Annotated in this window: 14 protein-coding genes; all 14 read left to right on the top strand. The window is 47.5% G+C overall.

The window, feature by feature from the left end; translation table 11 throughout:
- Positions 1-11 precede the first annotated feature (11 nt).
- On the top strand, positions 12-746 hold the full coding sequence (locus ACFQZT_RS12080) for a demethylmenaquinone methyltransferase (protein WP_379300014.1): 735 nt from the start codon (positions 12-14) through the stop codon (positions 744-746).
- Positions 747-753: 7 nt separating this feature from the next.
- Complete coding sequence (locus ACFQZT_RS12075; RefSeq protein ID WP_379300012.1) at positions 754-1,629, top strand: UbiA-like polyprenyltransferase; 876 nt, start codon at positions 754-756, stop codon at positions 1,627-1,629.
- Entirely contained in the window at positions 1,626-2,231 is a 606-nt protein-coding gene (locus ACFQZT_RS12070; RefSeq protein WP_379300010.1) for a UbiX family flavin prenyltransferase, read from the top strand. Before ACFQZT_RS12075 ends, ACFQZT_RS12070 begins: the two co-directional genes overlap by 4 nt.
- Complete coding sequence (locus ACFQZT_RS12065; protein WP_379300008.1) at positions 2,218-3,081, top strand: menaquinone biosynthesis protein; 864 nt, start codon at positions 2,218-2,220, stop codon at positions 3,079-3,081. The genes ACFQZT_RS12070 and ACFQZT_RS12065 overlap by 14 nt, the downstream gene beginning before the upstream one ends.
- Positions 3,078-4,055, top strand: a complete 978-nt coding sequence (gene hepT / locus ACFQZT_RS12060) for a heptaprenyl diphosphate synthase component II (RefSeq protein ID WP_379300006.1) — start codon at positions 3,078-3,080, stop codon at positions 4,053-4,055. The genes ACFQZT_RS12065 and hepT overlap by 4 nt, the downstream gene beginning before the upstream one ends.
- Before the next feature lie 359 nt (positions 4,056-4,414).
- Positions 4,415-4,858: a nucleoside-diphosphate kinase gene (gene ndk, locus ACFQZT_RS12055; protein WP_379300004.1), complete on the top strand. Its 444-nt coding sequence runs from the start codon at positions 4,415-4,417 to the stop codon at positions 4,856-4,858.
- A 142-nt stretch (positions 4,859-5,000) separates the two neighbouring features.
- Complete coding sequence (locus ACFQZT_RS12050) at positions 5,001-5,783, top strand: CheR family methyltransferase (protein ID WP_379300002.1); 783 nt, start codon at positions 5,001-5,003, stop codon at positions 5,781-5,783.
- A 92-nt stretch (positions 5,784-5,875) separates the two neighbouring features.
- Positions 5,876-6,040, top strand: a complete 165-nt coding sequence (locus ACFQZT_RS12045) for a hypothetical protein (protein WP_379300000.1) — start codon at positions 5,876-5,878, stop codon at positions 6,038-6,040.
- A gap of 300 nt (positions 6,041-6,340) precedes the next feature.
- Complete coding sequence (gene aroC / locus ACFQZT_RS12040; protein WP_379299998.1) at positions 6,341-7,504, top strand: chorismate synthase; 1,164 nt, start codon at positions 6,341-6,343, stop codon at positions 7,502-7,504.
- A 1-nt stretch (position 7,505) separates the two neighbouring features.
- The gene (gene aroB / locus ACFQZT_RS12035; protein ID WP_379299996.1) at positions 7,506-8,600 is read left to right on the top strand and encodes a 3-dehydroquinate synthase; all 1,095 of its coding nucleotides are present in this window, start codon (positions 7,506-7,508) and stop codon (positions 8,598-8,600) included.
- Between the two features lie 3 nt (positions 8,601-8,603).
- Positions 8,604-8,981 carry a chorismate mutase gene (aroH, locus tag ACFQZT_RS12030; protein ID WP_379299994.1) on the top strand — a complete coding sequence of 126 codons (378 nt, stop codon included), beginning with the start codon at positions 8,604-8,606 and terminating at the stop codon, positions 8,979-8,981.
- Between the two features lie 345 nt (positions 8,982-9,326).
- The gene (trpE, locus tag ACFQZT_RS12025) at positions 9,327-10,874 is read left to right on the top strand and encodes an anthranilate synthase component I (RefSeq protein ID WP_379299992.1); all 1,548 of its coding nucleotides are present in this window, start codon (positions 9,327-9,329) and stop codon (positions 10,872-10,874) included.
- Between the two features lie 65 nt (positions 10,875-10,939).
- Positions 10,940-11,980 (top strand): anthranilate phosphoribosyltransferase, encoded by a 1,041-nt coding sequence (gene trpD / locus ACFQZT_RS12020; protein ID WP_379299990.1) that lies wholly within the window; start codon positions 10,940-10,942, stop codon positions 11,978-11,980.
- On the top strand, positions 11,970-12,773 hold the full coding sequence (trpC, locus tag ACFQZT_RS12015; protein WP_379299988.1) for an indole-3-glycerol phosphate synthase TrpC: 804 nt from the start codon (positions 11,970-11,972) through the stop codon (positions 12,771-12,773). Before trpD ends, trpC begins: the two co-directional genes overlap by 11 nt.
- The last annotated feature ends 11 nt before the right edge of the window (positions 12,774-12,784 follow it).

Below are 12,784 nucleotides of genomic sequence, written 5' to 3'. Positions count from 1 at the left end.
TGACGAATTACATGAACACAACAAAGACAAAATCCAAAGAAGAATTCGTTCATTCCGTCTTTGAAAGCATCGCTCCAAAATATGATTTAATGAACGATATTTTGAGCTTCCGCAGACATAAAGCTTGGCGCAAATTCACCATGAGCAAAATGAATGTACAGCCTGGCGCTACTGCAATTGACTTATGCTGCGGTACCTGTGATTGGACGATCAGTCTTGCCCAGGCAAGCGGTGATGGCAGGATGGTTGGACTTGATTTCAGTCAAAACATGCTCGATTTCGGGGCTGAAAAAATTAAACAGCTTCATTTGGACAAGCAGATTCAGCTAATCCAGGGCAATGCTATGAATCTTCCGTTTGACGATAATACGTTTGATTATGCAACGATCGGATTTGCATTGCGGAATGTACCCGATCTGGAGCAAGTTATCCGCGAAATGCAGCGGGTTGTTAAACCGGGAGGCTTAGTCGTATCTCTGGAATTATCCAAACCGACATGGGAACCCTTTAAATCGATTTATTATTTCTACTTTCAGCGTGTGCTGCCTTTCCTCGGGAAGTTGATTGCAAAGCGTTACGAACAGTATAAATGGCTGCCGGAATCATTAATCCATTTTCCAGATCATAAGCAGCTCGCGGCCATTTTTGCCAAGCAGGGACTGCAAGATGTACAAGCTTACCCCCTAACGGGCGGCATCGCAGCATTGCACATAGGCACCAAGGGGAAAATGAAATCAGGAGTGTAATTTTGCTATGTTTAATAAATTAAAAATTTTTCTGGAAATGATTAAGTTTGAACACAGCGTTTTTGCTTTGCCGTTTGCGTTCATGGGGGCCATCTTAGGTTCAGTCGTCCTTAACGGCCATTTGCCTTCCTGGATGCAAATTCTTTGGATAACCTTGGCCATGATTGGGGCGAGAACAGCCGCGATGTCTTTGAATCGCGTGATTGATAAAGCCATCGACAAGAAAAATCCCAGAACAGAGAATCGGGCTATACCTGCCGGTTTAATCAGCATTCAACAGGTCTTTTTTTACATCATCTTATCTTTTGCATTGTTGTTCTGGGCTACTTCAAATTTAAGTGCGCTTTCCATGAAACTGCTGCCGATCGCAGTGTTTTTTCTTGTTATTTACTCTTATACCAAAAGATTTACATGGGCTTGCCACTTAGTGCTGGGCATGACGCTGGGCCTTGCACCACTGGGCGGATGGATTGCAGTTACTGGACAATTTACATGGGCATCAATCATTTTTTACCTGACTGTCGTGTTCTGGAGTACCGGATTTGATCTCATCTATGCATGCCAGGATGCCGATTTTGACCGTGAAGAAGGACTGTACTCTTTTCCAAGCCGTTTTGGCATTAAAACAGCGCTATTTACCGCTCGATTCTTGCACGCTTTAACAGCTGTCGGACTCATCACCTTATTCTTTATGACTCATCTAAGCTGGTTCTATCTAATCGGACTTGTCATCGCTTATTTCCTTTTATATAAAGAACATCGTCTCGTCTCACCCAACGATTTGTCCAAATTGAACGCTGCCTTTTTCACGATGAATGGCGTATTAAGCTTAGTGATGTTTGCTTTTACTCTGCTTGACGTTTTCGTGTCTCAGCATTCATGAGCGGCAACTGGGTTGTAGGCATTACTGGCGCTAGCGGAGCGATCTATGGGGTGAGACTCTGCCAATTGCTGCTGGGGCAAGGGCATGATGTGCATCTGATCATTACGGAAGCAGGCTGGAGGGTTCTCCATGACGAGCTGGATTGGCAAACAAGCAAGCGCAAGGAAATGCTGGAAGCGCATTTCGGCGGGTTTAAGGGCACTTACCAATTTCATCCGATTGCAGACATTGGAGCATCAGTCGCCAGCGGTTCCTTTAGAACACGAGGCATGGTTGTAATTCCTTGTTCCATGGGAACTTTATCAGGGATCGCTCGGGCGGCATCCGATAATTTGTTGGAGCGTACAGCGGATGTGATGCTCAAGGAAGGAAGAACTTTAATCCTGGTACCGAGAGAAACGCCACTGCATGCTATACACTTAGAAAATATGCTCACCTTATCGAGAATGGGTGTACGTATGCTTCCAGCGATGCCTGCTTTTTATAATCGACCGAACTCCATTGACGAAATGGTGGATTTTCTGGTGGGCAAAGTGCTGGATAGTATGGGAGTTGAACATTCCTTATATCGCAGATGGGGTGAGAATCATGAACAGCTTTAATCCTAAAATACGTATAGGTAGAATCAACTACACGAATGTTTGGCCCATCTACTATTACTTTCCTGATCTAATAAAGAGTGATGACGTGGAAATTATGGAGCAAGTACCGACCACGCTCAACCGGGCGATGGCTGCCGGAGAAATTGACATGGGGCCGATCTCCTCCTTCGCTTACGGGGAGTCTTTTGAAAACTATTTGCTTTATCCTGATTTATCCGTTAGCGCTTACGGAGAGGTTAATTCCATTTTATTGTTTCATGAGAAGCCGCTGCGTGAAATCGCAAACGGACGTATCGTTTTGCCAACAACGTCGGCTACATCTGTCAATTTGCTCAAGATCATTCTTGAGAAATTTTACAATGGCAATCCGACTTATGAATATGCGAATCCTAATTTGGATGCTATGATGCAGCAGGCGGATGGCGCTTTGCTAATCGGCGATGATGCGATCAAGGAAAACTGGCGCAATCGCAAGTATATGATTACGGATCTTGGGCAAGAATGGGCGAAATGGACCGGTCAATGGATGTCGTTTGCCGTGTGGGCTATCCGCAAAGAAACCTCTCAAACGCACCCAAAGCTGGTTTCGCAAGTGTTCGAGGCTTTCTTGAAGAGTAAATTCAAAGCGCATGAAGAGCCCGCTGAAATGATTCAAGAGGCCCGGCAGAAGGTGGGCGGAACGGAAGCTTATTGGCATCATTATTTTCATACATTATGCTATGATTTCGGACAGGAACAATGGGATGGACTGGGCCTGTATTACAAGTATTGCTATGAACTTGGTTTCCTGTCTAAGCCGGCAACCATCGGCATCTGGTCAGAGAAAGAAAAAGCACGGGTGACAGAATGAAAAATTTAATGGACATTTATGCAAGAAAGAAAAAAGATATAGCGGCTATCGAGAAAGAACTTGAGGAAAGTGTTTACACGGATCATCCGATGTTAAAAGAAACTTCCCTCCACTTACTTAAAGCCGGAGGGAAGCGGATCCGTCCTGTTTTCGTACTGTTGTCCGGAGAGTTCGGCGAGTACCATCTGCAAACGATGAAGCACGTTGCAGTTCCCCTGGAGCTCATTCACATGGCAACGTTGGTACATGACGATGTCATCGATGATGCGGACACGAGAAGAGGCCAACTGACGGTTCGTTCCAAGTGGGACAATCGGATTGCGATGTATACTGGAGATTATATTTTTGCGAAAGCATTAGGGGTTATCACCCATATACATAAACCTGCTGTTCACCAGATTATGTCCAAAGCGATTGTGGAAATGTCCATCGGCGAGATGGAACAAATTCGGTTCTTCTTTAATTCGGAACAAACAGTTCGCGATTATTTGCTGAGAATCAGACGGAAGACAGCGCTGTTGATCGCCATTTCATGCCAGCTTGGAGCTATGGCGGCTGATGCGCCTGATTGGGTAAGCAATAAGCTGTATTCGTTCGGCTATAACGTTGGGATGTGCTTTCAAATCCGCGACGATATCCTGGATTTGATCGGAACGGAGAAACAACTCGGAAAACCGCCTGGCAACGATGTGAAACAAGGCAATATTACCATCCCGGTTTTGTTTGCTATGCAAAATCCTGAGCTCAAGCCGCTGATCCTGTCGGAATTGGATCGTATTCACAAACTTGACGGTCAGACCGATGTCAGCCGATTCCTCGATATCATTCGGAATAGCGAAGGCATCGAAAGAGCGGATGCGCTTTCTCAGAGATATATTGACAAAGCCATTGCTGCGCTTGACCAGCTTCCGGACAAACAAGCCAAAAAAGATCTCATTGAAGTCGCTTATTTTATCGGCAATCGTTCATATTAATTCCAGCCTCCAAATTTGAGAAATGCTCACAAGAAGTGTAAACTAGATGTAAATACATAATTTTAAAAATTTCAATCGTATTTAAAAAGTCCGCTTTCAGAACCGAGAAGGTTGGACGAATCCGGAGAAGGAGGAACGGAGCGTAGTGATGTGCTACGTGAGTACCGGACTTCCCGGATTCGTTCAAGATTCGATGCCGAGATACATCCTGAATAACTTCGTTATGAGATAAACCTTTATCGAAGCAGATCGGCGATGAGCGACCGCGGTAAGCGGAAGGTTTATTCGCCAATCAGAATGAATCATTCTGATGTGGACAAAGTGGATTTTTTAAATTACATTAAGGAGGCTGTGCGTATATGGAGAAGACATTCTTGATGGTCAAACCCGACGGCGTACAACGCGGGCTGATCGGTGAGATATTAAAACGCTTTGAGCAAAAAGGCTTCCAACTAATCGGAAGCAAGCTGATGGTCATAACCAGAGAACAAGCGGAACTGCACTACGAGGAGCATAAAGGCAAAGACTTTTACGAAAAATTAGTCAACTTTATTACATCCGGACCTGTATTTGCTATGGTTTGGCAAGGCGAGCAAGTGGTTGCTTTATCCCGTACGATGATCGGAAAAACAAACTCGCTTGAAGCAGCTCCTGGAACGATTCGCGGAGATTTCGCCGTACATACCAATTTGAATTTGATTCATGGATCGGACTCGCCGCAAAGCGCTGAACGCGAAATCGGCAACTTCTTTAAACCGGAAGAACTTGTGGCATATAACAAAGTCATTCAGCAGTGGATTTAAGTTCATACATAACGGGCAGCCTGCAATCTTTGTATTGCGGGCTGTTTTGATTTGACTTTGCAAATTTTTGTCGTTTTTTGCAGGGGAAATGCACCCGCATACAGAAATAATGGATCAAGCATATGGTTAAGGTGGGTGTAACATGGAAGATCAGGATTTTTTATTGTTTATAAAAAAAGTAAAAGACTATACGGCCATTGACTTGGCTCTGTATAAAGAAGCACAAATGAAGCGGCGTCTTACAACTCTGCGGATGAAACGCGGTTATCACACATTCGTAGCTTTTTTCGACGCTATGATGAAAGATAAAGAATTGTTCTATGAATTTTTGGACCGAATGACGATTAACGTGTCTGAGTTTTGGCGGAACCCCAGTCGGTGGGAGCTTGTTGAACAACGGTTTATTCCCAATATGCTGCGTAAAAACCGCAGGCTGAAAGTATGGAGTGCGGCCTGCTCAACGGGGGAGGAGCCTTATACGTTAGCCATGATTTTAGCCGAGCAAGGCGCGCTTTCGGATGCTCACTTGCTGGCTACGGACATTGATGACGGCGCCCTGGAAAAAGCACGTAAAGGTATGTACCTGGATCGTTCTTTGCGCGACGTCCCGGAAAAATATGTGAAAAAATATTTCAGTCAGGATCAACTGATGTTTGGCGTATCCGATGAATTGAAGCGTTCGATTAAATTTCAAAAGCAGAATTTGCTCGTCGATACGTTTGATACGGGATTTGATCTCATCGTTTGCCGGAATGTGATCATCTATTTTACCGAAGAAGCGAAGCATGTCTTGTATCAGAAGTTCTCCAAAGCATTGAAGCCGGGCGGTCTTTTGTTTGTGGGTTCCACGGAGCAAATTTTTACCCCGGGCCAATATGAGCTGGAGCCGGCAGACACGTTCTTTTATCGGAAAAAAGGAGTATAACTTCTTCCATTTTTTCCAATACTAAGAGGTATACAAGGGTCAGTAGTTACTTACGGGATAAGTTTCCACTGAAAACTCTTAGGAGGGTACGAATGGACAAACGAAAAGTGATTACCGCCTATCGCAGGGGAATGATCTCGATCCAGGAATGCGCGCAAATTTTGGGTGTTGATTCGTTGCAAATTATGGGATTGATGAACGATCCGCAAATGGCTGAAGGTCCGAGAGTGATACAAAAGCAACCTATGCACGGGTAAATACCTGTGCGGACCGGATAATGACACGCTTTCGCTAAGAAGAACGACTCTCTAGCGAAGCGTGTTTTTGCATTTTACTGGGTTCCCTAAAAGGAACAGCAGATCGCTGCTTACATCTTCATGGTAGGTTTTCTTCACTTTTGGGGGATAATGTTCTGTTGCCAAACCTGAGGACCTATACTATAATGACAAAAGATAATCGCGCGTCAAAGCGCTAAAGTGCTTTGTAGATGATGATAGTGGAAAACGTAGCTTATTAAGCAAGTTTTTCTTCGCAAAACTTTTAGGGGGTAACGGATTGTGAGATATTTAACGGCAGGAGAAACGCACGGCCCGCAGCTCACTGCAATTATTGAAGGGTTTCCGAGTAATGTAACCCTGAACTTCGAAGATTTGAACTTTCAATTACATAGACGTCAAAAAGGCTACGGTCGCGGTCGTCGGATGCAAATTGAGAAAGATACAGCTGACATTGTAGGCGGTGTTCGCCACGGAAAAACAACTGGTGCTCCGATTGCGCTAGTCGTTGTTAATAATGACTGGAAACATTGGACATCTGTGATGGGAATCGAGCCTGCGCCGGAGGATAGTGAAGGCAAGCGTCGTGTCAATCGCCCGCGTCCGGGACACGCTGATCTGAATGGCGGTCTCAAATATAATCAAAAAGATTTGCGCAACATTTTGGAGCGTTCCAGTGCTCGCGAAACGACGATGCGCGTAGCAACAGGTGCTGTTGCGCGTCAACTGCTTGCCGAATTCGGCATCAAAGTGGCCGGACAAGTTATTCGTATCGGCGATGTAGAAGCACAGCGTCAAGAACTGCCGCTTGATGAACTGATCCGTATTACGGAAGAATCTCCGGTACGCGTTGTTGATAAAGACGCTGAAGCGAAAATGATTGCGGCTATCGATGCAGCCAAAGAAGATGGCGATACGCTCGGAGGTATCGTTGAAGTGATTATTGAAGGCGTTCCTGTCGGACTGGGCAGCCATGTACAATGGGACCGCAAACTTGACGGTAAAATCGCGCAGGCGGTGCTGTCCATTCAAGCGTTCAAAGGTGTAGAATTCGGTATCGGTTTTGAAGCAGCTGAGCGAAGAGGATCGAATGTACACGATGAAATTCTGTACACTGAAGATGGCGGTTTCCGTCGCAGAACGAACCGTGCAGGCGGTTTCGAAGGCGGTATGACAACCGGTGAACAAATTATCGTTCGCGGCGTCATGAAACCAATTTCTACGTTATACAAACCGCTGCAAAGCGTGGATATCGATACGAAAGAAGTATTCACGGCTCAGGTTGAGCGTTCCGATACATGTGCGGTTCCCGCAGCAGGCGTCATTATGGAGAACGTTATCGCGTGGGAAGTGGCCAATGCATTCCTGGAGAAGTTCGGCGGCGATTCCATTGAAGAGATCCGCGCGAACTTGAACAACTTCTTAGCCCAAGTGGAGAGCTACTAAGATGAGAGAGCTAACCGTCGATTTGGGAGAACGGTCTTATCCTATTTATATTGGTCAAGGCATTTTGAACAACATCGCTGGTCTCTTCGAGCAGCACAAGCTGAGCCGCAAGTCACCGATGCTCGTCATCACCGATGACGCGGTGGCTCCGCTGCACCTGGAGCGCGTCATGACACTGCTCCAGGAGGGCGGCTTCGCCGCCACGGCCTGCGTCGTGCCCGCAGGCGAACCGACCAAAACCCTCGCGCAGCTCGAGGGAATCGTGACCGCCGCCCTCCAGGCGGGCCTCGATCGCAGTTCGGCGATCGTCGCCCTCGGAGGGGGCGTGGTCGGCGACCTCGCCGGCTTCGCTGCGGCGAGCTTTATGCGCGGGATCCGCTTCGTGCAGATCCCGACGACGATCCTTGCCCACGACAGCAGTGTCGGCGGCAAGGTAGCCGTGAACCATCCGATGGCGAAGAACATCATCGGCGCGTTCCACCAGCCCGAGTTGGTCCTCTTCGACATCGACACGCTGTTGACTTTGCCGCTCCGCCAGGTGAAGGCGGGCCTCTCTGAGGTGATCAAGCACGGCTTGATCTGGGATGCTGCTTTCACGCAGTGGTGTGACGACAACGCAGAGAAGCTGCTTGCTCTGGATCCTGAAGCCCTTAGCTACGCACTTTACATCGGCTGCAAAGTGAAGTCCATCGTCGTTTCGCAAGACGAGCGTGAGAACGATCTGCGCGCGATTCTGAATCTGGGCCATACGATCGGACATGCGCTCGAAGCTGTCGCGGGTTATGGCGAATTGCTTCACGGCGAAGCGATTGCCATCGGCATGGTGGGCGCGGCTAAGCTAGCTCAGCAATTCGGTTATAGCGAGAACATTCATACGGTGACTAAGAACTTATTCCTTAAATACGGATTACCCGTGAGCATTCCCGCTCATCTGGATACAGACAGCATCATGAATGCTATGATGCACGATAAGAAGTTCAAGGAAGGTACCATGGTGTACATCATCCCGATGGAAATCGGCAAGGTGGAGATCCGCAAGGATGTGACTGTGGCGCAAGTTAGGCAAATCGTGGAGCTTTTAAAAGGAGAGGGCTAATCTATGTTCGTAAGGGGAATTCGCGGTGCGACAACGGTTGAGCATAACGAGGAGCAGGAGATTCTGACCGCAACAGCAGAATTGCTTCGTGCGATTGTAGATGCCAACGATTTTCGACCGGAAGACATTTGCTCGGTATTCATTACGGTAACTGGGGATATTACCGCTACTTTTCCCGCACGTGCTATTCGTACGATGGTCGGATGGGAATTAGTTCCGCTCATGTGCTCTTTGGAAGTCCCGGTGGAGAACTCTTTGGCTAAATGTATTCGCTTGATGGTGCAAGTGAATACGACCAAAGGTCAAGCGGAAATGAATCACGTGTATTTAAAAGAAGCGAAAGCACTGCGTCCGGATATTGTTAAATTGACAAATCCTTAAGAGCGGTAGTATAGTGAAGATAGATGAGTGAGCGTTAAGCAGAGTAGAGTCTAGTTTAGTTGAGTAGAGCAGAGCATAGCACAGCCTAAGTTGAGAAAAGGTAATCATGCGTTTGGACTGAAAAAGGATGTGTCTCCTTCGATTGGAGTACGTCTGCTTGTCCATATCGACATTGTATTCTTTTTTCATACGCTGCTTGTTTTCTACGATAACTAAAGTCAAACCTCTACTTCGGTAGAGGTTTTTTTGTTTTCCGTTATATAAACTTGCTTCGCACACATGAAAAGGAAAAGGGCTGATGGCGCTTGATCTGGAGCAGCTTTCAAGCCGAGAGGGGATGTTACCATGTACACACCTGAGATTCAAGAAGTGATCCGGCTGTCCAAAGACTACAATTTGATTCCTGTTGTTCGTCATCTATTGGCGGATACTGAAACTCCCATACGCGTATTTCAACATTTATATCAAGAAAGGAGGGCGTTCCTGCTGGAAAGCGTGGAGGGTGGTGTCAAATGGGCCCGATATTCCTTTCTCGGCAGCGACCCTTTCCTGATGATTCAGGCTAAGCACGGGAAAACAGAGGTTCAGACTCAAACGGAAACAACGGTATCCGAGGAGAAGCCGATTGATGTCCTGAAAGCTTATCTTCGTTCCTACTCGAGCCCACAGCTCGCCGACTTGCCTCGATTTACAGGCGGTGCGGTTGGATTTTTCGGATATGACCTGCTGCAATATTACGAAAAGCTTCCAGCTCATAAAGTCGACGATTTGCAAATGAATGACATTCAGTTCATGTTCTGCGATCAAGTCATTGTGTTCGATCATTTCAAGCAGCAAATTAAAGTCATTGCGAACGTGCATGTGCCGCCTTTTGCGACGGATGCCGATATTGTCAAAGCGTATCATGCGACGTGTGAAAAAATCGATGCAACGATCGAGAAAATCAAACGACCTCTTAGCTTGGATACGATGACGCACAATCCGATTGTGACCGAACCGGCTTTAGGTGATGTACGCTCGAACATTACGAAAGATAAGTTTATTGCAAATGTGGAAAAAGCAAAGGAATATATTCGGGCAGGCGATATTTTCCAGGTAGTGCTTTCTCAGCGGTTTGAGATTGAAACAAACGTTTCACCTCTACAAGTGTATCGCGTGCTGCGCACGATGAACCCTTCTCCTTATATGTACGTGTTAAAAATGGATGACGAAGTGATTGTTGGCACATCACCTGAGCTCTTGGTCCGGGTTGAAGAAGAAAAAGTGGAGACGAGACCGATCGCGGGCACAAGACCCAGAGGGAAAACGCCGGAAGAAGATCTCGCAATGGAAAAAGATCTGCTTGCTGATGAAAAAGAGCGCGCAGAGCATCTGATGCTGGTCGATCTGGGGCGCAATGATATCGGGCGCGTGTCGGAGTTCGGCACGGTCAAATGTGATACCTTCATGGATGTCGAGCGTTACTCGCATGTCATGCATATCGTCTCGAACGTATCCGGTAAAATCGCCAAGAATAAGGATTTTTTCGATGCTTTCCTGTCTTGTATGCCCGCAGGGACCGTATCTGGCGCACCAAAATTGAGGGCAATGGAAATCATTGCGGAGCTTGAACCGGAATCCCGCGGCGCTTATGCCGGTGCGATCGGATATCTCGGATTTTCCGGAAATCTCGATTCGTGCATTACGATTCGAACCATTATTTTCAAGAAGGGCAAAGCTTATGTGCAAGCCGGAGCCGGAATCGTATGGGACTCGGTACCAGAAAGCGAATATCAAGAAACGGTCAACAAAGCAATGGCTTCGATTAAAGCGATTCGAATGGCAGAAACCATGTTCAGCCCTGAACCAAGACCGGTGAGCGAGATCAACAAAGATTATTTCGTCAATTCATAAGCGGCGGGGAGCTCCGATGCTTACGTTACATTTTCTCACGAAAGCTTTAAGGAGGAAGAGAAACAATGAGCCAAAACATATCTGTACAACAAGCTATCGGCAAGGTGGTTAGCGGCGGAAACTTGAGTCGTGCAGAAGCACGAGGCGTAATGTCTGAAATCATGGAGGGAGCCGCAACTCCGGCACAGATCGGCAGTTTGCTGACTGCGCTGCGGATCAAGGGTGAGACGCTAGAGGAGATTACCGGATTCGCGGAGACGATGCGCGGTAAGGCTCTGCAAGTAAGCGTGCAGCAAGCGAACCTGCTGGATACGTGCGGTACTGGCGGAGATGGCGCAGAGACGTTCAATATCTCAACAACCGCTGCGATCGTCGCGGCAGCAGGCGGTATACGCGTCGCGAAGCACGGCAATCGTGCGATGTCGAGTAGAAGCGGCAGTGCGGACGTGCTGGAAGCGTTAGGCGTGAACATTACGCTTAACGGCGAGCAAGCTGCTTCCTGTTTAGATAAGGTCGGAATTTGCTTTATGTTCGCGCAGGCTTATCATCAATCGATGAAGCATGTTGCAGCGCCGCGTCGGGAACTGGGATTTCGCACCGTCTTCAACTTGCTTGGACCGCTGACGAATCCGGCAGGGGCAGACCGCCAAGTTCTTGGTGTTTTTGATAGCTCGAAAACGGAGCTCATCGCGCAAGCCCTGCAAGCTCTAGGCTTGAAGCGTGCCTTGGTGGTAGCAAGTGAGGATGGACTCGATGAATTCAGCATTTCAGCACCGACCAAAGTGACTGAGCTGAAGTCGGATACGATTCGCACCTATTCGATCACACCGGATGAACTGGGCTTACGAGCGCACAGCATTAAAGATGTGGCCGGCGGTGACGCTGTCATGAACGCCGAGTTGATCCGTCATATATTCGCAGGGGATAAAGGACCGCACAGAGATATTGTGCTTGCTAACGCAGCCGCATGCTTCTATGTAACAGGTCAAGTCGGTACGCTGCAGCAGGGCGTCAAGCTTGCAGCCGATATTATTGACTCAGGCCGGGCCGAGCAAAAATTGAACGACCTAATCCAATTCACAGGAGAATTAAGCCATGTTTCTTGATAAAATCGTAGCTACAAAGCTTGCCGAAGTCGAAGCCATGAGCAGCTTCTCCATGAAGGATGCGGAGAAACGGATTTCCGAGCTTCCACCTTGTCTGGGCTTCCAACAAGCTCTAACCACTCGCAAAAATCACGCTATGGGACTTATCGCTGAGGTGAAGAAGGCATCACCTTCCAAAGGATTGATTCGCCCGGATTTTGAGCCGGTCGGTTTAGCGCAAGCCTATGAACGTGCGGGCGCCGACTGTATTTCCGTGCTGACGGATGTGCAATACTTCCAAGGAAGCAATGAATACTTAAGCGCCGTGCGCAAAGCGGTGAATGTTCCTCTCTTGAGAAAAGATTTTACGATTGATGTGAAGCAAATTTACGAAGCACGTCTGATCGGCGCCGATGCGATTCTGCTTATCGCAGCTATTCTCACCACGGAACAGATGAAGCAGTTTCTAGCATTGGCCGGTGATTTGGGGCTTGATGCGCTCGTCGAGGTGCATGACCGTGAAGAGCTAGAACGCGCATTGGAGCTGGAAACGCAGCTGATCGGTATTAACAATCGTAATTTAAAAACGTTCGTTACAGACTTAAAGACGACCGAGGAACTCATTCAATTTATACCTCCTGGGAAAACTGTCGTTAGCGAAAGCGGAATTTCGTCCACGCTGGACATGGCTTATTTGCAGCAGATCGGCTCGCAAGCCGTACTGATTGGCGAACATTTTATGCGTCAACCTGTAGTGGAAAAAGCCGTACACGAATTAATGGGAACGCCAAGTCAAGCGTCAAACCAGCTGTAATAGAAAGAGGC

The organism is Paenibacillus sp. GCM10027628, from assembly GCF_042676385.1.
In the GTDB taxonomy this organism is placed as follows: Bacteria; Bacillota; Bacilli; order Paenibacillales; family NBRC-103111; genus Paenibacillus_E.
This window is presented reverse-complemented; position numbering and strand designations above follow the sequence as displayed.